20 protein-coding genes are annotated in these 24,979 nt (G+C 67.0%); 6 read left to right on the plus strand and 14 right to left on the minus strand.

Annotated elements, in window-relative coordinates; translation table 11 throughout:
* The first annotated feature begins 178 nt into the window (after positions 1-178).
* Positions 179-973 (plus strand): alpha/beta fold hydrolase, encoded by a 795-nt coding sequence (locus J6U32_RS03000; protein ID WP_208793482.1) that lies wholly within the window; start codon positions 179-181, stop codon positions 971-973.
* A gap of 21 nt (positions 974-994) precedes the next feature.
* Here J6U32_RS03000 and J6U32_RS03005 read toward each other — a convergent pair whose 3' ends face one another.
* The 4 genes from J6U32_RS03005 to J6U32_RS03020 all read right to left on the minus strand — a co-directional run bounded on the left by J6U32_RS03005 (position 995) and on the right by J6U32_RS03020 (position 7,578).
* The gene (locus J6U32_RS03005; RefSeq protein ID WP_208793483.1) at positions 995-2,398 is read right to left on the minus strand and encodes a carotenoid oxygenase family protein; all 1,404 of its coding nucleotides are present in this window, start codon (positions 2,396-2,398) and stop codon (positions 995-997) included.
* Positions 2,399-2,410: 12 nt separating this feature from the next.
* A complete protein-coding gene (locus J6U32_RS03010) occupies positions 2,411-3,022 on the minus strand; it encodes a hypothetical protein (RefSeq protein WP_208793484.1) in 612 nt (203 codons plus the stop codon).
* 148 nt (positions 3,023-3,170) lie between these two features.
* Positions 3,171-5,930 (minus strand): helix-turn-helix transcriptional regulator, encoded by a 2,760-nt coding sequence (locus tag J6U32_RS03015; RefSeq protein WP_208793485.1) that lies wholly within the window; start codon positions 5,928-5,930, stop codon positions 3,171-3,173.
* A 28-nt stretch (positions 5,931-5,958) separates the two neighbouring features.
* The gene (locus J6U32_RS03020; RefSeq protein ID WP_208793486.1) at positions 5,959-7,578 is read right to left on the minus strand and encodes a long-chain fatty acid--CoA ligase; all 1,620 of its coding nucleotides are present in this window, start codon (positions 7,576-7,578) and stop codon (positions 5,959-5,961) included.
* Between the two features lie 161 nt (positions 7,579-7,739).
* Here J6U32_RS03020 and J6U32_RS03025 point away from each other — a divergent pair, with 161 nt between their 5' ends.
* Positions 7,740-11,111 carry a DEAD/DEAH box helicase gene (locus J6U32_RS03025; protein ID WP_208793487.1) on the plus strand — a complete coding sequence of 1,124 codons (3,372 nt, stop codon included), beginning with the start codon at positions 7,740-7,742 and terminating at the stop codon, positions 11,109-11,111.
* Positions 11,112-11,174: 63 nt separating this feature from the next.
* Positions 11,175-11,588, plus strand: coding sequence for a hypothetical protein (locus tag J6U32_RS03030; RefSeq protein WP_244332539.1), 414 nt, complete (start codon positions 11,175-11,177; stop codon positions 11,586-11,588).
* 29 nt (positions 11,589-11,617) lie between these two features.
* On the opposite strand, the gene J6U32_RS03035 is transcribed toward J6U32_RS03030, so the two are convergent.
* Positions 11,618-14,368: a helix-turn-helix transcriptional regulator gene (locus J6U32_RS03035; protein ID WP_208793488.1), complete on the minus strand. Its 2,751-nt coding sequence runs from the start codon at positions 14,366-14,368 to the stop codon at positions 11,618-11,620.
* Between the two features lie 138 nt (positions 14,369-14,506).
* Between J6U32_RS03035 and J6U32_RS03040 the strand changes: the two genes are divergently transcribed.
* Together J6U32_RS03040 and J6U32_RS03045 are read left to right on the plus strand one after the other, a co-directional pair.
* Positions 14,507-14,815, plus strand: a complete 309-nt coding sequence (locus tag J6U32_RS03040; protein WP_208793489.1) for a hypothetical protein — start codon at positions 14,507-14,509, stop codon at positions 14,813-14,815.
* A gap of 69 nt (positions 14,816-14,884) precedes the next feature.
* Positions 14,885-16,120 (plus strand): alpha/beta hydrolase family protein, encoded by a 1,236-nt coding sequence (locus J6U32_RS03045; protein WP_208793490.1) that lies wholly within the window; start codon positions 14,885-14,887, stop codon positions 16,118-16,120.
* On the opposite strand, the gene J6U32_RS03050 is transcribed toward J6U32_RS03045, so the two are convergent.
* A complete protein-coding gene (locus J6U32_RS03050) occupies positions 16,114-16,698 on the minus strand; it encodes a cysteine hydrolase family protein (protein WP_208793491.1) in 585 nt (194 codons plus the stop codon). The genes J6U32_RS03045 and J6U32_RS03050 overlap by 7 nt on opposite strands.
* A 165-nt stretch (positions 16,699-16,863) precedes the next feature.
* Here J6U32_RS03050 and J6U32_RS03055 point away from each other — a divergent pair, with 165 nt between their 5' ends.
* Positions 16,864-18,168, plus strand: coding sequence for a lipase family protein (locus tag J6U32_RS03055; RefSeq protein ID WP_208793492.1), 1,305 nt, complete (start codon positions 16,864-16,866; stop codon positions 18,166-18,168).
* A gap of 2 nt (positions 18,169-18,170) precedes the next feature.
* Here the strand turns inward: J6U32_RS03055 and J6U32_RS03060 are convergent, their stop codons facing one another.
* The 8 genes from J6U32_RS03060 to J6U32_RS03095 all read right to left on the minus strand — a co-directional run bounded on the left by J6U32_RS03060 (position 18,171) and on the right by J6U32_RS03095 (position 24,978).
* Positions 18,171-18,947, minus strand: coding sequence for a hypothetical protein (locus J6U32_RS03060; protein ID WP_208793493.1), 777 nt, complete (start codon positions 18,945-18,947; stop codon positions 18,171-18,173).
* Positions 18,944-20,338, minus strand: coding sequence for a hypothetical protein (locus J6U32_RS03065; RefSeq protein ID WP_208793494.1), 1,395 nt, complete (start codon positions 20,336-20,338; stop codon positions 18,944-18,946). Before J6U32_RS03065 ends, J6U32_RS03060 begins: the two co-directional genes overlap by 4 nt.
* A 6-nt stretch (positions 20,339-20,344) precedes the next feature.
* Entirely contained in the window at positions 20,345-20,635 is a 291-nt protein-coding gene (locus J6U32_RS03070) for a hypothetical protein (RefSeq protein ID WP_244332541.1), read from the minus strand.
* 94 nt (positions 20,636-20,729) lie between these two features.
* On the minus strand, positions 20,730-21,203 hold the full coding sequence (locus J6U32_RS03075; RefSeq protein ID WP_208793495.1) for a TY-Chap domain-containing protein: 474 nt from the start codon (positions 21,201-21,203) through the stop codon (positions 20,730-20,732).
* An 81-nt stretch (positions 21,204-21,284) separates the two neighbouring features.
* The gene (locus J6U32_RS03080; RefSeq protein WP_244332543.1) at positions 21,285-22,280 is read right to left on the minus strand and encodes an HNH endonuclease; all 996 of its coding nucleotides are present in this window, start codon (positions 22,278-22,280) and stop codon (positions 21,285-21,287) included.
* 150 nt (positions 22,281-22,430) lie between these two features.
* Positions 22,431-22,634 (minus strand): PASTA domain-containing protein, encoded by a 204-nt coding sequence (locus J6U32_RS27200; RefSeq protein ID WP_006372037.1) that lies wholly within the window; start codon positions 22,632-22,634, stop codon positions 22,431-22,433.
* 699 nt (positions 22,635-23,333) lie between these two features.
* On the minus strand, positions 23,334-24,260 hold the full coding sequence (locus tag J6U32_RS03090) for a hypothetical protein (RefSeq protein ID WP_208793497.1): 927 nt from the start codon (positions 24,258-24,260) through the stop codon (positions 23,334-23,336).
* 94 nt (positions 24,261-24,354) lie between these two features.
* Positions 24,355-24,978, minus strand: coding sequence for a uracil-DNA glycosylase (locus J6U32_RS03095; RefSeq protein WP_208793498.1), 624 nt, complete (start codon positions 24,976-24,978; stop codon positions 24,355-24,357).
* Position 24,979 lies beyond the last annotated feature (1 nt).

The following is a 24,979-nucleotide window of genomic DNA, read 5'->3' on the forward strand; positions in this document are numbered from 1 at the left end:
ACTGCGCTCCTCGAGTTCTGCGTTGGGCAGTCCGCAACACTATGAGCTGCATCACAAGGTGGTGACAGGGTTGCGGAGCGTTGCACGACCTCCAGGTGCGGGCAACCCCCTGCAACGCTTGCCCCTGCGCGTAAGCCGACGACAGCGCCACGACAGCCACCTGCGCGACCCTCTCGGTATGACAACGCTGACCGCGATCGCCGACGACGGACACATCCTGTCGGCGCACATCTACGGTGCCGGTCCCACGATCCTCGTCGTGCCACCCGGCGGTGGGGACGCGACCTCGTGGAGCGCCGTTGCCGAGCACCTCGCCGACGCGCATCGGATGGTGATCATGAACCGGCGGATCTACGAGCCAGACGCGATGATCACACTGCCGCACACCATGAGCCGAGAGGTGAGCGACATCGCGGCGGTGGTGTGGGCCAGTGGTGCACCGGTCATCGGGGTCGGGCACTCGTCAGGAGCGACGGCCCTTCTGTGTGCGGCCGTCGAGCATCCGAACCTGTTCTCCGAGTTGGTGCTCTACGAGCCGCCGGTCCCCACCACCAGTCTGATCGGTGGCAGCGCGGGACAGGCCGCGCGGGCAGCCTTCGATGCCGGTGACGCCGCACAGGCCATGCGGATCCATCTGCGCGACATCGTCGGCATGCCCGACCACCTGGTGACGCATCTGTTGGGCAACCCCACCACGGCCGAGTACATGACCCGCCACGCAGCCGGGCAACTCGCCGACACCGAGGCCATCGACGGCCTCGGCGTCGGCGTCGACCGCTATCGCACGGTCGGGCTGCCGGTGACCTTCATCGAAGGCGAGGACAGCCCACCACACCTGCGCCGACGTCTGGCAGAACTCGGCGGCGTGCTACCCGATGTCGTTGCACACCAAATACTCTCGGGACAGGGACATGCTGCGAATGTGACGGGACCGGCGTACCTGGCCGAGGTCGTCACGGCGAGTCTGCACTGATCCGGTTGCGCAACCAGCTTCTCAGTCCCCGGCCACCCACGCCCCGTGTAGTCCCGCCGGCACGCGGATCGGCAGGTCGACCGTTGCGATCGGTCCGTCGGCCGGCCGGTCGGCGTCGAGGAGATAGAACCTCGAGCGCATCGAGTCGGGATCGGTGCCGATCGCACCCCAGTAGTCGTGGCTCTCGCCTGGGATGAAGATCTGCTCACCGATGGCAACGCCAGGGGTCCAACAGATTTCGGTGTCGGCGGCCAGATCGTGGAACCAGAGGCTGTCGCGGACGCCGCTGTCGTGGGGTCCGTGCCCGACGGTGGCGATCCGGCGATGGTTTTCGGTGAGCAGTCGGTCGTCGACGCGCGGGAACTCCATGTTGTGTGCGTGGTCGCTCAGGACTGTGCGCACGATCCCGCAGTTCGGGTCGATCACCGCCCGGGTCAGCGTCGACGACGCCGGGCGCTTCACGTCGGCGAAGCCTCCGGGGTAGGTCCACTCGACGTAGTCGACGGTGATGGTGCCGTCGGCATTGTCGAAGGCGTTCGCGAAGTGCCACACCCAGAACGGGTCGGTCTGCACCCATCGGATCGGGCCGCCGTCGCGGGGGATCAGCGCGATCCGGGTGCCGTCGTCGGGACGCCACGACAGCAGTGACCCACCGGTGAGCATCGCCTCGATGTCGAAGACGAGAGGGCACACGAACAGCACCACATACCGTGCGGTGAGCGCCATGTCGTGAATCATCACCGGCTCGGTCAGTCCGTCGACGGGAGTGGGTGTGCGGGTGACGGTTCCGTCGGCGGCGATCACCGACCACGTGAGGTATGGCGCGTCGAGGGCGTAGTTGAACAGGACCAGCTCACCGGTCGTCGGATCGAGCTTCGGGTGGGCGGTACTGCCCACGGTCATCGCGCCCGCGCAGTCGGTGGGGCCCAGCGTCGAGAGATCTGCCGGGTCGAGCAGGTAGGGGCGGTCGGATTCGGCCATCGCCATCAGACGTCCCGAGTGCGAGACGATGTTGATGTCGGGCAATTGGCGGAAGGTGCCCGCGAGCTCCGGTCCGACCTCGTCGGCGCCCGGCGCGTAGCCGTCGGTGATTCCCGACCAGAGTGCTTGTCCGGCAGCCTCTTCGGCGACCACCATCGGCGTGCGGACGAACCTGTTGGTGTAACGCACCGCGCCGTCGGCGATGCTGATGCGGTGCACCATCGCGTCGCCGTCGAGCGGGTAGACGTAGGAGCCGATCGGGTCGAAGCGCGGGTTGGGGCCGTTGCGAAGATAGCTGCCGCGCAGGTTGTTTGGCAGGTCACCGTGGACGGTGAGATCGGCGACGTCGACCTCCTCGCGTTGCGGGGCGAACACCCCGGTGAGGTGGCTGTGGTGAGCGAGGTCGACCGGGGCCGGCCGGGTGGAGGGCGAGGTGAGACTCATGGCGGGCGCCTTTCAGGCCTGATGTGAGGTGGTGGTGGCCGTGGCGGGGACCTGGGCACCGGCGATGCGCTGGGTCTGCTTGACGGCCAGGACGATCAGCACGATCGGGATCACCCAGTTGAGGATGACGTTGCCCGGAGCGGTGCCGGGTGCGGCGTTGTCGGCGAGAACTCCGGCGACGACGTGGGAGCAGCCCATGAGGAACACCGCGCCCGCCCACACCAGGCTGATCCGACGGTTTTTCTCACGGAAGATCGGTGAATGCCACAGTGCCGGGTCGACGCTCTCGCGGGCGTACTGCTCGGTGAAGGGAATGGTGAACACCGAGATCAGCATGATTGCCGCCAGCACGAACGTCAGTCCGCCGCGGGCGAAGTTGGCGAGCGTGTCGGCGAGTTGCGGGCCGGTGAAGAGCCCGACCACGGCGAGGATGCCGAAGACGGCGATGGCGGTGACGTCGAGGATCTTCCAGCTGCGGCCGCGGAAGGCGCCCCAGGCGGCCATCGCGAAGGCAATCGCGCACGCGACCCCTGCCGCGAGGGCGACGTTGTCGCCGTTGTTCTGGGCGACGAGCGAGAAGACGAACCAGGGGGCGAGCCCCAGGATCATGAGGAGTGCGTTCATGGCGTGTGTCCTTGTCGGAGTGGTCGGGCTGGTGGTGTGCCGTTCTGTTGTCCACTCTCGTCCGTGCCGATGACGCAGACATCTGTGTCATCACGGAGATTTCTCTGCCAACCACGGAGATTTCTCTGCCAACGGGACCTGGGTAGGGTCAGTCCCGATGCCTACCGGCGACGTAAGCGGCCAGCTCAACGCGGGTTTTCAGCCCCAGTTTCGCCAGTGCGTGCGACACATGGGTCTGGACGGTGCGCGGCGAGATGAACAGTTGGTCGGCGACGTCGGCGCCGGAGGCTCCCGTCGCCACCAGGTCGGCGACAGTGCGTTCGGTGGGCGTCAGACTGTCCCAGCCGTGGGTGGGCCGATCGCGGACCGTGTTCGGGTCCATGCGCACCCCCATCGGCCGCAGGCGCGAGACGATCCGGGATGACGCGGTGACCGCTCCCATGCCCTGGGTGAGCATCAGCGCGGCCCGCGCGTACTCCCGAGCGGCTTCGGTGTCACCCAGAGCTGCTGCGGCACAAGCAGTTTCTTCCCAGGCGGATGCCTCGACCAATTGATCGCCCGCGGCGTGCAGGACCTCCGCCGATTCTTGGCCCACCTCGACCACCGCGCGCAGATCACGGCGCCCGAGCGACGCATCGCAGCGGGCGCCGGCCAACGCCGCGACGGCTCGGAGGTAGGGCAGCTCGGTGGCTCCGGATGCGGCGAGGCCGTCGGCCACCGCCTCGACAAGGTTCAGGTCCTGGGCTCGGGTGCCGATCCGGGCGAAGTCGAGGGAGAACGTCGTGGCGTGGGTGAACAGCCGTCGCTGCATCAGTGAGGCCCAGTTGGCGGTGGCCGCCGCGGCGGCGGGACGCAGTTTGCGCCGGGATTCCAGCAGCAGGGTCTGCACGCGGTCGTGCACCTTGATGCCGAACTGGTCGGGCGCGTCGCCGGATGACCAGTCGTCGAGTCGTGCGGCTGCTGCGGCGAGGTCACCGCGCAGGACGTCGATCATCGCGCGCCCGCCGTCGGCCAGCGACGTCCACCCCATGTCGGCGCCGGCGGCGAGCTCCAGTCCGGCATCCCATGTGGCGGCCGCATTGTCGAGGTGTCCGAGTCCGAGTTCTATTCCTGCCCTGGTGAATTCGTGATATGCGGTCATCCAGTCGGTGCCACGACTGGTCCGTAGTCGGGTCATGCCGGTGAGGAGATCGGCGGCCGCGGCCGGGCCGCGTGCGTACAGCTCGATCAGCGGCGGCCAGATGTCGGCGGAGGTGGGGTGCGGTCCACGGCCGGCCGGGTCGGTGGTCTCGCGGGCCGAGGCCTGCAAGGTCAGCTGCAGCCCGGCGTCGAGATGTCCCAAGAGGAACAGACGCAGCCCCTCGGTGGTCAATCCGGGTGCCGAGCGTCGGCTCAGGTCGGTGGAGACGTCGACGAACGGAGTCGTCGGGACCGGCGAGAGCCCCTCGAGGAGCCCGACGTGTCGCCGGAGATCACCGAGGCGTTCGGCGACGGCGTCATCGATGGGCAGGGCGAGGGTCTCGTCGACGAGCGCCCGGGCTTGGTGGGTCTCGCCGCGCGCGACGAGCGCGAACAGCTGGACACCGCGCAGGCCGGCGAATTCCTCGGGGTCGGTGCTGTGCGCGAGCCCCTCGGTGGCGGTGGTGGCCGCGCGAGTGAGCTGTCCGGTGCGCGCGAGGGCGACCGAGAGCGGCAGGTGCACGCCCGTTGCGGTGTCGCCCTGCCGGGCGAGGGGATCGAGGAGGTCGACGACCACTGCGGGCGAGTGGGTGAGGTCATCTCGGGCCCGGCGGACCGCGTCGGCGATGGCGTTCGGGTCGGTCCCGGAGGCGAGTCGGTGATGGGTTTCGCGCTGGTGATCGCCGCGGGTCTGTGGCAGGTCGGCGATGGCGTCGTGCAGGATCGTGCGGAATGCCGGCGCGAGCTGCTGGTAGGTGACGTCGGCGTACAGGTCGTGGGTGAACGACAGGGTTCCGTCCTCGTCGGCGGTGAGGATGCCGGCATCGGTGGCCGACTGGGCGGCACCGATCAGAGAGGCCGGCGCTGCGTTGTCGATGGCGGCGAGGTCGATGAGGGTCGCCGGTCCGCCCCACACTGCGAGCTTCTGCGTCAGGTCGCGAGCCCGCGAATCCAGCAGTGCCAGATGCTCGGCGACGGCATCGCGATCGCCCGTCGACACGCGGGCACTCGCCCCGGCGCCCAGGGTGGCGCGGCCGTCGGTGATGATCAGATCACCCGACTGATCGAGGGTGCGCAGCAGCGAGATCGCGTGCATCGGATTGCCGTGGGCGGCGGCCAGCGCGCCGAGCAGGGCGCGGTCCGGCTCGGCGCCGATGACCTCGCGGCACACTGCGGCGATCTCGTTGCCCGACATCGCCGGTAGTGACCATTCGCGTGCTGTCGGGCGAGCAGCCAAGCGGGTCAACAGTTCTCGCTCGGGCAGCGGTCGGCGTCCGACGACCACCACCAGCGGTAGATCACGCGCCGCCGCCGACAACCGCGTGAGCAGGGTGAGGGACTCCGCATCGGCATGATGCGCGTCGTCGAGGAACAGCGCGAGCGGACCGTCGGCACACATCGCGTCGACGCGGTCGTACAGGCTGTCGCCGTAGCCGTCGGGGATCACCGCGGGCAGGTCGGCGCCGACGAGTGCGGCGGCCACCGCGAACGGCTGCCGCCACGACAACTCGTGGGCCGAGGTCCACGTCGCCCGCACATTGACCTCGGACCGCAACTGCGCCAGCGTGTGCGACTTACCGGCACCCGGGCCGGCGGTGAGGATCAGCGTCGTCGGCGCCGGGGCCTTCGCGGCACCACGAGAGGTGCCGGTCGGCGCGAGTGCCGTGGACAGGGCCGCGCGAAGATCGTCGATCAGCTCGCGACGGCCCTGCTTGTGCACTCGCGCCATGGGGTTCAGGGTAGACGGACCCCCACCCTCAGAGCTGCGTCACCGACAACCCGCCGTCGTGGTACTGCGAGCGCAGGCGCTTCTTGTCGAACTTGCCGACACTGGTCTTCGGGACCTCGTTGATGACCGTCCAGTTCTCCGGCAGCTGCCACTTGGCGACCTTGTCGGACAAGAACTCTCGCAGCGAGTCCGGTGTCGCGTCGGAGCCCTCGCGCAGCACCACGGCCACCAGCGGCCGCTCGTCCCACTTGGGGTCGGGCACGCCGATGACGGCGGCTTCGATGACGTCGGGATGCCCCATGACGGCGTTCTCCAGATCCACCGACGAGATCCACTCGCCGCCGGACTTGATGATGTCCTTGGTGCGGTCGGTCAGCGTGAGGTAGCCGTCGGGGGTGATGGTGCCGACGTCGCCGGTGCGCAGCCAGCCGTCGTCGAACTTCTCGGGTGCGTCGACGCCGTAGTAGGCGCCGGTGATCCACGGTCCGCGGACCTCGAGTTCGCCAACGCTCTCACCATCATTCGGCAACACGGTGCCGTCGTCGACGATGCGCGCCTGCACCGACGCCGGGAACCGGCCCTGCGTGTAGCGGTAGCGCCAGCGCTCCTCACCCTCGGTGCCGGCCGGCGGGCGTGCGACCGACCCCAACGGGGAGGTCTCGGTCATGCCCCAGGCGTGCAACACCTGGATGTCGTGTTGCTCCTGGAAGATGTGCATCAGCGATGGCGGCACCGCCGACCCGCCGATGAGGACGTCATGCATGCACGAGATGTCCTGCGGATGCTGCTCGAGATACTGGTGCAGGCCCTGCCAGATGGTCGGGACGGCCGCGGCGAACGTCGGCTGCTCGGCGGCGATCAGGGCGGCCAGCGGCTCGGGCTGCAAGAACCTGTCGGGCATGATCAGTGACGCACCGATCATGAACGCCGCGTAGGGAAGTCCCCACGACATGGCGTGGAACTGCGGGACCACGGCCAGCGCCCGGTCGCCCTGCTTGAGTGCCGGGCCCTCGGTCATGCACACCTGCATCGAATGCAGATAGATCGAACGATGGGAGTAGGCAACACCTTTCGGGTCGCCGGTGGTGCCGGAGGTGTAACACATCGCGGCGGCGTCACGCTCGTCGACCTCGGGCCAGTCGAAGGTGCCCGGCTGATCGGCGATCAACGCCTCGTACGAGTGGACCGTCATGCCCTCGGGCGCCTCGACGCCGGAGGTGTCCTCGCCGGTGACGATGATGTGCTTGACGGTGCTCAGCTCGGGCAGTTGCGGGTTGAGCAGTGGCAGCAGCGTCGGGTCGACGATGATGACGTGATCCTCGCCGTGGTTGGCGACGAACACCAGCTGCTCGGGGAACAGCCGGATGTTGAGGGTGTGCAGCACCGCGCCCATCGCCGGCACCGCCAGGTAGGCCTCGAGATGCTCGGCGTTGTTCCACATGAAGGTGCCCACCCGCTGATCGCCGGTGACGCCGAGTCCGCGCAGAGCGTTGGCGAGTGCGGCGCTGCGGCGCCCCACCTCGGCGTAGCTGCGGCGGCGCGATTCGGTTCCCATCCACGTGATGACCTCGGCGGTGCCGTGGACGGTACTGCCGTGGCGCAGGATCTGCGCGATCGACAACGGGACGTCTTGCATGGTGCTGCGCATCAGTTCTCCTGATCGGTGGTGCCTGATTTACGAGGATGACATTGCACCCCGCGACCATGGGCGAGATTACGCCGATCACATCCGTGACCAGCATGCACACCAGCCACAGCCCTCCGCGTCGTGCCCCGAGAATGTCGGAGCCCCTCGATACTCTCGGGCGCATGGCACCACTGCAGCCACTGGATATGGACGAGAGCTACCTCCGCGCGGAGTTCGACGGACCGACCGTCTCCCGCGGGGTGGCCTATGCCGACGAGGGGCGGATCTCCGGTCTCACCTGGACGGCGGACGGTCGGCATCTGGTGGGGCAGTGTGATGGCTCGCGCGGCATGGTCTATGACGTCGAGGCCAGCTTCTCGAGAGTCGGCGGCGAGTACGACCTCACCGACGCGTGGTGCACGTGCCCTGTCGGTGTCGACTGCAAACACCTCGTCGCGTTGCTGTTGACCGCGAGTGCGGCCGCACAGCCGCGGCGCGCCACCACCTCGATCGCCCCCTGGCGATTGCTCCTCGACGGACTCGTCCGCGACGAGGCGACAACCACTGTCGGGACCGCACCCCTGGGCATTCTGATCGAGATGCCCGGCGGCGGACCGAAGAAGATGACCGGGCCCACCCTGCGCCTGGTGACGCCGGGAAAGACCGGCTCGTGGGTACGTACCGGGGTGTCGTGGAATTCGATCGAGCCGGAGGTTCGGCCGGTGTGGGGATCGTCCGGACAGGACCGCGCGGTCGAGGATTTCGTGCCCGAGCACCTCCGCCGGGTACGGGCCATCGGCCGTGCGATGCGGATCGGTGACCGATACGCCCGTGACCAGGTCTTTCGGCTCGAGGACGCACCTGCCGACATCTGGGACCTGCTCGCAGCCGCGGTCGACGCCGGGGTGGTCCTGGTGCCGCACGCCAAGACCACCCGCACCTCCGAGGTCCAGCTGGTCAAGGAGTCGTCGGCGCAACTCGTGGTGACGCGCGATGACGACGGACTCGTCGTCTCGCCGAACCTCGTGATCGACGGCCACATCTGGGACGGATCGCCCGCCGGGCTCCTCGGCGACCCCGAGCCACACGGGATCTTCGCGCGATCCGACAAGACGTTGCTCATGGGTCCGTTCACCCCGCCGGCGTCTATCGAGGCGCTCAAGAACTTGTTCGCGAATCGTTCGGCGCGCATCCCCGCAGCCGACATCGACGAGTTCGCCACCGAGATGCTTCCGCGGCTGGCCGAGTCGATGGCGGTCGAGGTGGTCGAGGATGCGCTGGTCGACGCCGAGGTCAGCGGCCCACAACTGCAGCTCACCGTCCGCTCCGACGACGGGGGCTCCGAGGTGACCTGGGAGGTCGCCTACGACGTCAACGGACGCCAACGGGTCTTTCCCGTCGATCACCCGTCGCGGCTTCGTGATCTCGACGCGGAGCAGCAGGCGTGGGCGAGCATCAGGCCGCTCCTGATGCACGCGGCGACGCTGTGCGGCGACTGGCGGAGGCAAGCCGTCCGCCACCGCATCGCGTCGTCGAATCACGCGACGGACCTGAACCGCGCGACGGACCTGAACCGTCTGCTCGTCACCCCGGCCAAGTCGCTGATCGAGGCCGCCGACATCCCGGCGCTCACCCGGCCGTTGCGATTCGCGCCGCTGGAGGCGGCGATGCTGCACGTCGAGGTGCTGCCACAACTTCGGGAGCTCGGGGTGGAGGTGATCTTCGAGGGTGAGGTGCTCGATTACCGTGAGGCGGACTCACCACCGCAGATCTCGTTCGGCGGGAAGGACTTCGGCAATTCCGACTGGTTCGGGCTGACCATCACCATCGACATCGGTGGCAACAAGGTCGCCCTCGCCGACATCGTGCGGGAACTGTCCGGCAAGGCCACCCACATGCTGCTACCCAACGGCATCTACTTCGCGTTGGATAACCCGGAACTGAAGCGGCTGGCCGAACTCATCGACGAGGCCCGTGCGCTCGGCGAACTCGAGAACGGCAAGGTACGCCAACGCTCCCACAACGCCACCCTGTGGGACGAGCTGATGGCACTCGGCGTCGTCGACAAGGAACTCGCCGAGTGGGAGGCGCGGATGAAACGCCTCGCCGCAGCGCAACCGCCCGCACCGTGCGCGCTCCCCGAGGGCTTCACCGCCGAACTCCGCGATTATCAGGCCGAAGGTTTGAACTGGCTGAACTTTCTGTGGGAGAACAGGATCGGTGGCATCCTCGCCGACGACATGGGGCTGGGCAAGACGGTGCAGACCCTCGCGATGATCGCGTCGGCGCTCCACGACGAACCGGACGGACGTTTCCTGGTGGTCGCACCCACCAGCGTCATCTCCAACTGGGCCGCCGAGGCCGCGCGCTTCACCCCTGACCTCGAGGTTCTCACCGTCACCGCGACCAGCGCCCGCGTCGGGGTCCCGCTCGCCGAGCGGATCGCCGGCAAGCAGATCGTCATCACCTCGTATGCGTTGATGCGCATCGGGTTCGAGGAGTTCGACGAGGCCGACTGGACCGGCGTCATCTTCGACGAAGCCCAGTTCGTCAAGAACCACAACTCCAAGGGCCACCAGTGTGCTCGACGGTTGCGGGCCGATTTCAAACTCGCCATTACCGGCACCCCGATGGAGAACAACCTGATGGAGTTGTGGTCGTTGCTGTCGCTGACCGCGCCCGGGTTGTTCTCCTCACCGAAGACGTTCACCGAGTATTTCCGCAAGCCCATCGAATCCGGGGTGGCGCCCGAGCGGCTGGCGTTGCTGCGCCGCCGGATTCGGCCCGTCATGCTGCGCCGCACCAAGGAGCAGGTCGCCGCGGATCTGCCCGCCAAGCAGGAGCAGGTTCTCTCCATCGATCTGAACACCAAGCACGACAAGATCTATCAGACCCGCCTGACCCGGGAACGGCAGAAGGTGCTCGGGCTGCTCGGCGACTTCGATGAGAACCGCTTCGCGATCTTCCGGTCGCTGACCATGCTGCGGCAGCTGAGTTTGCACGCCGGGCTCGTCGAGGATCAGCATGCCGGGATCGCGTCGGCGAAGATCGACTACCTGGCCGAACAACTCCCGGACCTCATCGCAGAAGGCCACTCCGCGTTGGTGTTCAGCCAGTTCACCGGATTCCTGCGGCTCATCGAGGAGCGGCTGGTCGATATGGGTCTCGACGTCAGCTACCTCGACGGGTCGATGTCGGCGACCCAGCGCGCCACGGAGATCAAGCGGTTCACCGGCGGTAAGACGCAGGTGTTCCTGATCAGCCTCAAGGCCGGTGGGTTTGGCCTGAACCTCACCGAGGCCGACTACTGCTTCGTCTGCGACCCATGGTGGAACCCCGCGACCGAAGCGCAAGCCGTCGACCGCGCCCACCGCATCGGACAGACCCGCCCGGTCAACGTCTACCGCCTGGTGTCGGCGGGCACCATCGAGGAGAAAGTCGTTGCGCTACAAGAACGCAAGCGCGAACTGTTCACCGCCGTGGTCGACGACGGCGACCTGTTCGGGTCGGCGATCGGCGCCGACGACATTCGGGAGTTGATCGGGGGGAAGTAGGTGGCGGTGCACTATTCCCGGAGGTTCGGGGTGTCCGGCTCGGCCTGTACGAGTGAGCTGACGATGAGTGAGGTCGAGTCCGCGGTGACCACGCGGACCGAGTTGCTGTTGCGCTCTGTCGACGTCACGTGGGCCGGCCGCGTGGGGCACACGCCGACTACTTACGGGTCCGTGTCGTCGTACGTGACTGCCTCGCCGGAGATGCTGGTCGAGGTCGATGTGATCGAGGACGCCGGATTCGCATGTGCGACCTTCGAGGTGCCCGACAGTGTTCTTGCTCAACGTATCTCGAAGGTGCTGCTCGATCTCGAATTCGACGACGATCAGGCGGTCCGCATTCGCACCGGTACGTCGCACCCGATCTCGGGGCACATGGCCGACACGCTTCGGGTCCTCTTCGATGAACTCGACCGCCGTCGGGTGCTGCTCGAGTACGACGGACCGATCACCGACGATGAGGGGCGGTCGCTGGAATGAGGCGAGCAGCGCCTGGCGGGAACTCCGCCTTACTCTTGCTGATTCGTCGTCACATACGCTGCGAGCTCTACGCGGGTCCGCAGGCCTAACTTGGTCAGGGCGTGCGACACGTGGGTTTGCACGGTCCGGGTGGAGATCACCAGCTGACTGGCGATGTCGGGTCCCGAGGCGCCGGTGGCCACCAACTCGGCGACCGTCCGCTCTGTCGGGGTCAGGGCCTTCCAGCCATGGGTGGGACGTTCTCGAATCTTGCTCGGATCCAACCGCAGGCCCATGGGCCGCAGGCGGGATGCGATGCGCGTTGACACCGTCACCGCACCCATACCCTGAGTCAGCGCCAACGCCGATCGTCCGTACTCTCGGCCTTTGTCTCTGTCGCCGAGAGTTGCCGTTGCACAGGCGATCTCCTCCAGCGCCCAAGATCGGAGCACCTGGTCGCCCGAGGCGCGGAATACCTCGGCCGACTCCAGGCCGACCGCGATCAACGCGTGTAGGTCGATTCGTCCGAGCGACGCAGCGCACCGCGCCAGCGCCAGCGAGGTATGCGCGCCCGCATAGGAGGTGGAGGGCTCACCCAAATCCTCGAGGGTGTCGGCGACCATCTCCAGGAGCGCCAGGTCCTGTGCCCGGACTCCCAGTCGTGCGCAGTCCACCGCCAGAGTTGGCAGCTGCGCGTATAGCCGTCGCGACACCGCGCGCGTGAAGACCGCTCCCATACCCGCGGCGGCCGGTCTCAGTTTCCGGCGCGCCTCGAGCAGGAGGTTCGCCACGCGCGCGTGGATATCGATCCCGAATTGGTCGGGAAGGGCGTTGCCCGCCCATGCCTCGAGGCGGCTCGATGCTGCGGCAAGGTCTCCACGCAAGACGTCGACCAGTGCGCGTCCGCCGTCGGCGATCGAGGTCCAGCCCATGTCGGCGGAGGCCGCAAGATCCAGTCCGGCATCCCACGTTGCGGCCGCATTGTCCAGCCGTCCGAGGCCCAGTTCGATTCCGGCGTTGGTGAATTCGTGATAGGCAGCCATCCAGTCGGTGCCCCGCGCGGTACGCACATGCGTTATCCCCGCCAACAGGTCGGCGGCAGCTGCCGGACCTCGAGCGAAGAGCTCGATCAGCGGTGGCCAGATGTCGGCCGAGGAGGTGCCCAGTGTCCGGTTGGTCTGATCGGATGGTTGCTGCGCCGACGCCCGCAAGGTCAGCTTGAGGCCGTCGTTGAGACGGCCGGTGAGGAACAACCGCAGTCCCTCCGAGGTCAGCGCCGGCGCGGGCAGCGTACTGAGGTCCGTGTCGGCGCTGAAGAATGGCTGATCGGGCACCGGCGCGGAACCCTCCAAGAGATCGACGTGCCAGCGCAGCGCCTGCAGGCGTTGGGCCACGTCGTCATCGACGGGTAACGCGAGGGTGTCATCGATGAGATCACGCGCGCTGGCGGTGTCGCCGCGCGCGGTGTGTGAGAACAACTGCACGGCGCGCAGCGAGGCGAATTCGTCTAGGTCGGCGGTGTGGATCAGGCCCTCGGCTGCGGCGTCCGCGGCGCGATTGAACTGGCCGGTGCGGGCAAGCGCCACCGCGAGGGGCAGATGAACGCCGGCCGAACCGGTGGTGGTGGCGGCCGGACGTTCGGCGAGGGTGTCGAGGAGGTCGACGGTCACCGCGGGGGCGTTTTCCAACTCGGATCGGGCGCGCTGCACCGCGGTGCGCGTCGCCTGCTCATCGGTCCCCGATGCCAGCCGGTGATGGGCCTCACGGTGCGGACTGGCTGTCGTTTGCGGGAGATCGGCAATCGCGTCGTGCAAGACCGACCGGAAAGCCGGCGCGAGATGCTCGTAGGTGACCTCGGCGTAGAGGTCGTGTGTGAAGGCCAGGGTGCCGTCGTCGGCGGCGACGAGGATGCCGGCATCGACGGCCGACTGGGCGGCGGCGACCAACGACGCGGGCCGGGTGTCGTCGATGGCGGCGAGGTCGGCGAGGGTGGCCGGGGTACCCCAGACCGCGAGACGTTGGGTGAGGTCGCGACCTTGTGGGTCGAGTAGGGCGAGATGCTCGGCGACGGCGTCGTGGTCATCCTCGGGCTGTCGGACCGACGCATCGTCGGACACACCGACGCGGCCACCGGAGACGCGTAGCCCGCCGGACTGTTCGAGGGTGCGGAGCAAGGAGATCGCGTGCAACGGATTGCCGCCGGCCGGCGCGAGTGCGGCAACCAGGGAGTCGTCGGGGTCGGCGCCGAGAAGGTCGCGACACAGCTGGGCGATCTCCTTGTCCCGCATCGGCGGCAACGACCACTGCGCCACCTGAGGCCGCGCGATGAGGCGGCTCAGCAGCTCACGCTCGGGTAGGGGGCGGCGCCCCACCACCAGGACGAGCGGCAGATCCCGTGCCGCCGCGGACAACTGCAACAGCAGTTCCAGCGATGACGCGTCGGCATGGTGCGCGTCGTCGATAAGCAGAAGGAGCGGGCCGTCGGAGCACAACGCGTCGACCTCGGCGTAGAGCACGTCGGCGAACCCATCGGGGATCGTCGAGGGCAGGTCCACCCCTACGAGGGCAGCAGCCAGCATGAACGGTTGCCGCCACGACAGATCGTCGGCGCAGGCGTATCGACTGCGCACCGGGAGCTCCGAGCGCAGCAGGGCGAGCGTGTGCGATTTTCCGGTGCCCGGACCAGCGGTGAGGACCAGGGTGGTGGGCGCGGAGGGCGACGTCCCGGCAACGGCCGTGGCAAGGGCGGCGTATAACGCCTTGATCGTCGTCTGACGATCCGGCTTGAGCGTCCGCACCATGAACTCAGATTAGTGCGAATCGGTCGCGGCGGGCAGTGGCAAGAAAATCTCTGTCATTGCACGGACGCCTGGCACCTGTGCAGTAGAGCACAGTTGGTGCACCGATCACTGATCCTCCCGACAGGAAGAACCACCGTCATGACGAAGACCATCCTCCGTGCCCTCGCCGCCACCGCAATGACAGGTGCGGCCCTCCTCGGAACCGCGGGCGTGGCGTCGGCCAACCCGGTGAACGTGCCCAAGCCCCCGACGCCGCCGTGGTCGCGCACCGCAGACGGCCTGACCTACTGCTTCGAGGGGCACTGCCTGAACTGGGACAAAACCGGGCACTATGTGTGCCAGACGGGCGTCCCCAGCGGGCTCGTCTGCGACGCCATCATGGTCGCCGTCCGTGCGCTGCCGCCGACCAACATCGGTGACCTCGTACCGCACAACATCATCCGCTGATCGGCGGCAGTCGTCCGACACCAGCTCCTGCCCCATCGGGGTACGCACGAGAGAAAGTGCATCAGCACCATGCGCACTCCGCACGCCATCCACACCGCCTACGGCAACGGCTTCTATAACGATGCCGGCCGGGACTTCGACGTTCGCTGTTTGCTCGGCTACTGCACATCGGGCGCCGCCGATGTGGGCGAGATCTTTGCCACCATCAACGGCATCGGCGAAGGCCACGATCGCGACTGGTTCACCGCCTGGCACAACCTCGGCCGCCGGCTCCGCAGCGAGGCCGACGCCTCCGCGGCATCCGGGCACCGCTACAGCGCGGGATTCGCCTACCTCCGGGCCGCCACCTACCTGGCGCAGGCATTCGACGCGCTCGAGGGTATTGCCGACGACGACGACAGGATGCCGATCTTCGCCGAACACCGCGCGGCGTGGGAGAAGTTCATCGACCACGGACCGTTTGATGCGCAACGACTTTCGATCCCGTACGAGAACACCCGGCTACCCGGCTGGTATCTCTCGCCGGCCGGCGCGGGCGACTCGCCGCGACCGACACTGGTGATGGTCAACGGCAGCGACGGCGCCGTCACCGGCCAGTGGTCGGCGGCTGCACACGGCGCGCTCGCCCGCGGCTATCGGGTGGTGATGTTCGATGGGCCCGGTCAGCAGTCGATGCTCTTCGAGCAGGGCATGCTGTTCCGCCCGGACTGGGAGGCCGTGCTGACGCCGGTCACCGATGTCGTCGTCGGACTCCCCGGAGTCGATACCCGCCGACTTGCCGTGTACGGCATCAGCCAGGCCGGCTACTGGGTGCCTCGCGCGTTGGCGTACGAACATCGTTATGCCGCAGCCATTGCCGACCCGGGCGTGGTGCGCGTCGAGACGTCGTGGCTGGAGAACGTCGGGCACTCGCTGGCCAAGAAGATCGAAGACGGCAAGGACCACGACTTCGACCAGATGATGGCCATCGGCATGAAGATGAGCAAATCCACCAAGAAGATGTGGGACTGGCGTGCACGACCCTACGGCCAAGCGGGCTACGCGGACACGATGAAAGCTGTTGCGCGCTACACACTCACGCCCGAGATCGCCGGCTTGATCCGGACACCGATGTTCATCACCGCACCCGAGGGCGAACAGTTCTGGCCCGGACAATCCCAGCAGCTGGCCGACATGTCCGGTGCCGCCACCACTCTTGTCGAGTTCACCGCGGCCGAAGGTGCCAGCTGGCACTGCCAGCCCATGGCGCGAGCCCTGACCGGCCAGAGGATGTTCGACTGGCTCGACGAGCAGATCGGTCACTGACGGCGGGCGGCGACCGCGGGGAGGAGTGCGAGAACGTCTGCTGTTGAACCGGTCTCGGAGATCTGCGGGAAGATCGACTCGACGCTGTGCGCGTGACGCTCGGCGTTCGAGTCGGTCATCGCATCCGTCGGTAGTGACACATGGAAGCCCGCTTCGTGGGCGTCGCGGGCGGTCGACTCCACGCCTGCGCCGCTGGCGATACCGGCCACGACGACCTGCGTGACGCCACGCGCCCGCAGCGTCTCGGCCAGCCCGGTACCGACGAATGCGCTGCGCGAGTGTTTGGTGACGACGATGTCGCCGGGCTCGGGAGCGAGCTCGTCGATGAACTCGGTGGTCTCCGGTGCGATGGTGCGCGCCGGCTGCCCGGCGTTGCGGTCGGTTCGGCCGAGCGGAATGCCCGTGACGTTGACCATCACCACCGGCAGATCGTGCGCGCGGAAGGCGGTGACCAGCTCGCCGATCCGATCGATGACCTGCGCCGTCGGGTGCGGCGCCAGATCGTCACGGAACGCGATCCCGCGCTGCATGTCGATGACGATCAGCGCGGTCATCGGGTCGAGAGTGGTCATGGTCACGATGGTTCTCCTTGCGTGCGCGTCGACTCGTCGAACCTGAAAGTACGCCCTGAACCTGGCAATGCTGGAATGGCTGTGCGGCCCCCAACCGTTGAAGAACGTAGAGGGCACCTGCACCCGCCTGACCTGGTGTGCGGGTGCCGCGACACGGAAAAGAGGTGTGTGATGGTTGCCGACCTGAGCACGGCGAATGCAGCGGCGCACGACGCGGACGCCGTGGACGAGGCTCCTGCGCCGATCCTGCCCACCGAGGACGATTTCTACGACGCGCCGAAGGGCTTGGAGAGCCTGAAGCCGGGCGAGATCATCCGGACGCGGCAGGTGGAGCTCAAGGACTTCTGGACCTCGCATCACCGCAACATGGGCTGGCAGGTGCTGTACCGCTCCACCGACCTCAACGGTGTGGCCTGCGTCGCCGCGACCACCATCGTCCTGCCGCGACGCCGAGCGACCGGGGCCAAGTTCCAGCTGCTGTCGTTCCAGTGCGCGATCGACGCCGTCACGTCGAGTTGTTTCCCGTCGTACGCGTTACGCAAGGGGACAGGGGCGCGGCGCGCGGTCGCGCCGTTTGAGTTCCTGGTGGTGCGGCGCGCACTCGCGAAGGGATGGGCGGTGTCGATTCCCGACCACGAGGGCATGCTCGGTGCGTGGGGTGCGCCCCGTGAACCCGGATATCGCACGCTCGACGGTATCCGCGCGGCCCTCGCACTCCCCGAACTCGACCTGGCCCCCGACGTGCCGGTCGGTATGTGGGGCTACTCCGGTGGCGGACTGGCCACCGCGTGGGCTGCCGAAATGGCACCGACGTACGCACCGGAACTGAACCTGATCGGCGCGGTCCTCGGCTCGCCGGTCGGCAACATGGCCTCCGCGCTGCTGCGTCTCAACGGTGGATTCCACGCCGCGCTGCCGATCATGGTGATCGCCGGGCTGCGGCGCGTCTACCCCGCGCTCGACGCCGCCATCAACGAGCACGCCACCGAGGCGGGCCGGCGCAACCTCGACGCGATCGCCCGCACCGGAACACCGGAAGCATTGCGCGAATTCAAGAATCATGACGTCGACGATTACCTCGACATCCCGGTCGCCGACATGCTCGCGCAGCCCGAGATCGCCGAGATGATGACCGACATCCAACTCGGCAGCCACACACCGACCATCCCGCTGCTGGTGGTGCAGGCGGTGCGCGACGAGGTGATCGACGTCGACGACATCGACAGCCTGGTTGAGCGTTACCGCGAGAACGGGGCGTCGGTGATGTATGTGCGTGATCAACTCAGTGAGCACTACTCGCTGCTGCCGCTGTCGGGGCCGCTGGCTGTCTCGTGGCTCTCGCACCGACTCGCCGGCCGTCCGGCCCGCGACCGCACGGTGACCTCTGTTGCCGGACAACCGGAACCGCGGATCTCGCGGCAGTGGGTGACGGGCCCGTTCCGCAAGGCCGAGGCGGCGCCGACGCCGAAGGCGTGAGATCACTCGATTCCGAAGCGGCGCTCAAGGAGTCGTTCCCGGCTGCGCCGGTCTGCGAGCTCGTCCCGTGCTTGCGGATGCTGCCAGTAGTAGTGCAGCAGTGTGTGCAGGGTGAGTGGTCCCACGCATGACAGCGATGCGTCGTAGTCGGTTCGGCCTGCCAGGGAACGCACTTCGACGCGCATCGTTGCTTTGAACCGCACGGGCCGCAGCTCCAGAAGTGCCTCCCACGGTGTGGTGAATTCCCGCCTGGTGCCCGGTTCGAAGGTCACTGTTGTCGGCGTCAGGATCACTGCGACGCCCGTGCGTGGTCGGAACGCGGCGACGATTCCGCAGAAGCAGAGAGCTGCACCAACCAGCATCATGATCGTCACCGGCGTCTCGTCTCCGGGTTCGGCCATGTTGGTGACCGTCCCGGTGTGTACGCCGTAACCGATTGCCAGACAACCGATGAACGCTGCGAGCGAGCTCGGCAATAGTGCCCATGACCGCGGACGCACGTCGATCACCAGCCCGCTGGCGGTCGATCGCACCGGTGCGCGGGCAAGCGAACGTCTGTCGATGGACAGCAGGACGAACATGTTGAGGCCGAGGATGGTGAACGTGACACCCCAGGACAGCAGATAGATCTCGTGCGCCGGTGTGCGATCCTGCGCTCCGATCGCCGCCACCACCAGGATCCAGACGCCGCACACAGTGACCATCAGACCGAAGAGTGCGGTCAGTTGTTGCGCCCGCTTCCACACCGTGGGCAGCGGAAGTTGTTGTCGTGTCGTCATTTCGGGCACACCAACCGCCCGATCTCGTCGCCTGCTTTGCCGAATACCCAGGTGCCGGCGGCAGCGCCGGCACCGGCACCGAGTACGGCCAAGGGGCCGGCCGGGGCTGACAGCCCGGCTACTGCCGCGCCCATGGCCCATCCGCCCGCGCCGCCCATGACCCCGCTCATCAGTGTCCGGCATGCCTCGTAGTTGTTGTCGGCGTTGATGATGTCGGAGGCGGTCACCGCGATTGACAGCGCGGGGCCGCCGAACTTCATCCCCGATGCTATGCCGGCGCGGGCGATCGGGCCGGCTTCGAGGTGTCCGTTCTTGGCGGCCACTTCCATCGACGTCATGCCTGCGCCGAACAGTGTTTCGCTCGGATGGGTGAAGTAGCCGGCGTCGGCCGGCAGGTCTTCGTTGCGGGTGCCGTCGGGGTTGAGCGTCCACCCCTTCTTGGCGCCGTCGGCGGCCACCACCTTGTACGCACCGCCCGACGGGACTTGGACGCGTGTGGCAACGGTTCCCGAACGGTCGCCGCGGGTTTCGTTGATGGCGACCACCAGGTTGCCCTGCGGATCGTACTGAGTTTCGGTGTGCGAGGCGAGAGTGTCGTCCGCGGCGAACCCCGCCTCGACGACGCCGTCGTTCCCGACCGCCGACGTCGTGCGGTCGGTGATCACGGTCCGACCACCGTCCTGCATGAGCACAGTCGTCGTCGAGCCGTTGACGACGGTGTCGGTGTCGACGCGGGCGATCGTGGTCGCGGCGTCGACGTCGCGGATCTGGCCCTGCCGGAGCTGCCCCATGAGTTCAGCCGGATTGGGTACCTCGTCCTGCGGAGGAGCCGCACGGGTGTTGATCATCGCCTCCATCATGGTGGGCGCCTGCGGCAGGGTGACGGCATGTGACTGTGCCGCCGCGCGCAGGCTGTTGGCAGTCGAGTCGTCGGCGGTGCCGACGGCGAGGAGTTTGGAATTGGTCGCCGCCTGCGCCGAATCCCGTTGCTTACGTAGCTCCACCAGCGCCGCCGACGTGTACTCCTTCGGTCGGATCAGGACCACCCAGAGGTCGTTCACCCATAGATCGCCGGACTCCACAGCGGTCACGTGATCGAGCAGCGACGACCGTGCCCACGCAAGATCGTGTGCCCCGATCGTCAATGCACCCGAGACGGCCTCGGCCGCATCGGCGATCGCATACGCCGCACGCTTGGCCTGATCGAACGACTGCTGGGCAGCGGTTTGCGCCGGACCCGTCCACCCCTGGTACTCGGGCAGTCCGGCGCATTGCCCCGCCGCGTACTCTGCCGCGGTCTCTATGGCCGACCCCGCGGTCTTTACGGTGTCGGCGGCTTCGGTGAGTTGTTCGGGTTGCCAGCTCTGCAGGCGAGAACGACTGGGCAGCATGCGGTGTCAGGACTCCCACACCGATGAGAGAGCGGTGGCGACATCGGTGTCTTGGGCGACGTAGTTGTTGGCGCTGCCCCGCACGGCCGCACCCATCGCGTCGAGGTGGCGGGCAAAGGTGTCGACGAGATCGACGAATCCCTCGCCGACGAGAGCTGCGGTGTACGCCGTGGTCGACCCGGGAATGCACCGCCCGGCACCCGTGATCGCGTCGGCTAGGTGGGCGTCGGCCACCGCCTGCGACGTCTGCGTCACCTGTGTTCCGAATGCGCGCAACGCATCTGGATCGACGTCCACCACACCCCCGTATGTCCCGTTTGTCCGGTCGGGGATGAACCTAACACGGCCCGCGGGTGGGGCCGTGTTGGTTATCCACAGGACGGTGTGGGGGTCAGTCCTCGAGGTCGGGTACCGCCCACAGATGGCGTTTGGTGGCGGCCGAGTACAGTGGCGCGTCGCACGCGAACGGTGTTGCAGTCCTGCAGGCGTCGCGCAGCAACAGGAACGTGGGAAACGGGATGTCCCAGGTCTCGCGCAGGAGTCGGATGCAGTGGACGGCGGTCACTCCGTGCTGGTGTCGGGTGATGTCGAGGACGTGTTCACGGCGGCTGGGTAGGTGACGGAAACCGGCGCTGGTCAGCGCCGCATCGCTGTGGCCGTCGTCGCCCAGCGCGTCGTCGGTAATGGTGCAGCGAATGCGTCCGGGTTTGGTGGCGCGGAAGGTGATGAGCTGGAGACGATCTGAGGCACGGAAGCATTCGAGGAAGTCGAATCGTCCGGGGGCGAGGTCGCCGAGTCGGCCGACGAGATCCTCGGTGAACTCTCGCCAGGTGTCGGTGATGATCTGTTCGGGAGAGGTGGTCATGCAGCTCCATCGTCAGCGGTGAGTGTCCCCGCAGGTGGCGGGGTGACTTGCACAGTAGACGTGGGTACCGACAGGGTCGGGTCAGAGCTGAGCGTCCGTCCACCGGAAGTCGCCGCGCTGCAGGGGTTCGATGCGTTTGGGGGCGTACCACGTCGGCGTGGTGGAGGGTTGCGTCGAGTACAGGCCGTGGGAGGCGGAGACGATGCGATCGAATTGGCTTGGCCAGTGGATGGTTTCGGTGAGGGAGTCGAGGACGGAGCGACCGCGGTCGAGTGCCCGTATGACGTGTGCCGGCGCTGGGAGGAGGTCGGACTTGCTGCTGTTGCAGGATTGGCATGCCAGCACGAGGTTGGTCAGTCCGTCGATGCCGACGCGCGACCACGGGAGTACGTGATCGACGTGGCATCCCGCGCGTAGCCGCGTGTTGCAGTAGAAGCAGTCGTTGCCGAAGTGGTCGGCAAGGACTTCGGCCGGTCGGGCGAGGGAGACGCGTTCGGTGCCGAAGAGGTGCGCGGCGATATCGGGCTCATCGCCGAGAACCTCACGGTTCATGCGTCGCACGTCGTCGACCCAGGCGAGCTGGAACGCAGGCTTGACCAGCGGGGCGAGGCGGGCGAGGGTGTGGCAGACACCGGGGAACAGTTCGATCTGATTGCCGTGAGCGTCGATGACGCGCGTCGAATCGGTGCCCAACCACGAGTCGTCGTAGAGGAAACACTCATAAGTGCCGGTGCCGACGCGTTGCAGGAGCTTCAGCGGATAACGCACCAGGTTCTTCTTGATCGCCGACTGCGCTGCCTGGTACTCCTGTGGCACAGCCATTTTGGCGCTCTCGATCGGAATCTGACGCAGCCGCGCCGTGGCACACGCAGCACGCAGTGCAGTGAGCTGACTGAACACGACGCCGCGCCCGTCGTTGGACTGGCGGAGGATTACGTGCGACTTTTCGTCCAGCGGCCGAAGCTGCGTCCAGTAGAGCGCCATCACCCGCTCGGTGAGGTCGTCGAGATCGATTGACACCGCGGCACCCGGATCGTCGGGTACCGACTCGACCGCGAGATCCAGTAACGCAACCATCACCGCGAGCTTGTAAGTCGCCGTGCGGTGCCCGCCCTCCAGGACCGCGACCAGTTGTTGGCCGAGGGTGAGGGGATCGGTGGAGTGTAGTGCGGGTGGTGGCGCTGCAGGCGGAGCTCCCGGGTGAGACGAAGCTGGGCGGCTCAGTGCTCAGCAGGGATTCGGCTCGCCGATCTTCACCGCCGACAATACGGCCTGGCCCTCGGTCACTGGGCTACCCGCGGGAGGGGTCTGCGACACGACGATCCAGTTGCTGTCGACGATTTGGCTTCGGCCCTCGCCGGTTGCATCCTCGCTGCGGGAGAAGAACACTCCGGCTCGCTGGATGGCGTTCTGCGCGGCCTGCAGGTTCATACAGACGACGTTCGGCATGGTTGCCGGTTCGGCCGCTGCGGTCGTGGTTGCCGCCGGCGGAACCGCACTCTGCGTCGTGGCGACCGTGGTCGAAGGCAGGACCTCGGTGGTCGTGGTGACCGTATTCGGCACGACAGCGGGTGTGGTCGTCGAGGTGGCGTCCGAGGACGAGGTGCTACACGCGGACGCTGTAAGTATGACGGCGAAGGTCACCGATAGAGCTGCCACACAACGAGATACCGTCTTCATCGTTACCGATCCTCCTGATGTTCCACGCCCACGGTGGGGTGCATCGCCAGAACGGTACGCACTCATTACGTCCGAAGAGTCCGATTTCGCGGGAGGTTCCTCCGGGTGGTGGACATGCGGGGAGATGATCGGCGGGTTGGGTTGTCAGTTCTGTGTCCCCATCGTCGAGTCTGGGTGCAGTGCTGAGAGATAGCGCTCCGGATCGGCGTCGTATCGCTTGTTCTCTTCCTCGCAACGCGCCAGCATCGCGGTCTTTCGGCCTCGAGATGTTCACGTCGCGCGGCGTTCCGTTGGGCCAACTTGATCACGACGAACACAAGGGCCCCGGCTACGATCAGTCCGACGACGAGGTACCAGAAATGGATCACGAACCAGATGACTGCGCCGATCACCAACACCGCGCCGACGAGCAGCGGATTTGTGTCAGAACTCTTGGAAGACATGATTTTCCTAGATTCTTGGACCGAGCACAATCGGCGTCGGTGGCGTGAAGGTGGGGTTGTCGGGCAGTGGTTGCTCGCACAGGGAGTCACCGACGTGTTTCACCGTTCGTGCGGATGCGAAGGGCGACTCCCCTTGGCGTGCCAAGGAATCGTCGTACCAAGCAAACCACGGGTATCCGTAAGCGCGGTACTCGTCGATGGTCAGGGGAGGGTGATGCGGTGGCTCGTCTGTGAGCGTCTGCCACGCAGTTGAGTTCACGATCTTCACCGTTGCACTCGACTGGGCGGTGTCGCACCAGTTGTCGTGTGACTCGAGGGGAGTGGCGATCGACTGTTTGATACTTCCGCCGGCGCCGAAGCCCATGCCGTCACCGTCCGCGGGTGGGCACGCGCAGAAGTCCAGTGTGGGAGGCGCTATGACTTCGCGCTGGGCCCAGACCTCGGCCTTGATCGGCACGACGGAGAACTCGATGGTTCCGGTGTCTTTGCCGGAGAGTTGTTCGGCGACGGTGTAGCCCGTGCCCAGAGGCATCGCGACGAACTGTCGCACGGTGGTGTCGTCGACACGGAATCCGTCGAGCCACGGCTGGGTATCGGATTCCAGATAGTCCTCCGACCCGAAGTCGGGAACGGGGGAGTACGGGTCACCAGTGATCGCATTGACCCCACCGACGCCCACCTTGATCAGGAACGGATACTGCGTGGGTGAGGAGAAGCCGATCCAGGAGGCCTCGGCCTGCCACATCGGCATGATGACGTCGTTGCGCTCACCCACCTGCCGCAGGTCGAACTCGCCGAGACCAGGCGGAAGGCCGTAAGTGGTCGCGTCATCGGGCACACGCAGCGTCCGGTGGAAGGTGATGTGCAGGATCGCGGCCTGGTCGATCTCCGGGAACGAAAAGTTCAGGGAGCCATCAACAATGGTTGTAGCCATGAGACCTCCTAGGTGTTCTGAACACACGGTAGGCGAGGCCTACGACAGAATCGGGTTCACCGGGAGCACTGGGACCTGGAGCCGGTGTTCGTAGTCACCGAAGCCGCTCTGCCACATCGGCTATCGCAGCCTCGAACCGCTCTCGTCCGCCCGCAGTGTTGAGTCCCCGCATCGAGCAGTGGGGGATGTTGCCCGCGGGAACGTACAGTCCGTCGCGCGTGATGGCGGCCCGCTTCCAACCGTCGCGGGCTGCGGCCCCGAGGAGGAGCACGATCTCGAGATCGGGGAGGAGATCGACCACTTCCCGGGTCCAGCGCACGCCTCGGGCGCGTTCGTCTGGCGTTGAACCGCCGTTCTTCACACCCGAGACCGGGAACGGCACGACATTCCAGTGCACGACGTCCGACCATGCAACGCCGTGCCGCGCGTACGCCTCTCGGCAGTAGCGGGCGGTTCGATCGTTGTTGTCCAGGCTCAGCAGCCCCGAACCCGAGCCGGACTCGGCCTTGGTCGAGGGGTTGTCCAGCAGCACGAGCGTCCGGGCGTGGATACCGCCGGTGTCCGGGTCGACGTAGGGCACCTCACGGCGCTGGAAGCCCTCCGCGTTGGCGATGCGGTCGGCGAGCTCGTTGAGCAATCGAACATGCGGCTCACGAATCCGGTCCATCTTGCTGGCGACAACGCGTGAGTCGGCGTTGCGGCCGTTGATATTTCCCATT

It is taken from the genome of Gordonia polyisoprenivorans, assembly GCF_017654315.1.
GTDB classification, from domain to species: Bacteria; Actinomycetota; Actinomycetes; order Mycobacteriales; family Mycobacteriaceae; genus Gordonia; species Gordonia polyisoprenivorans_A.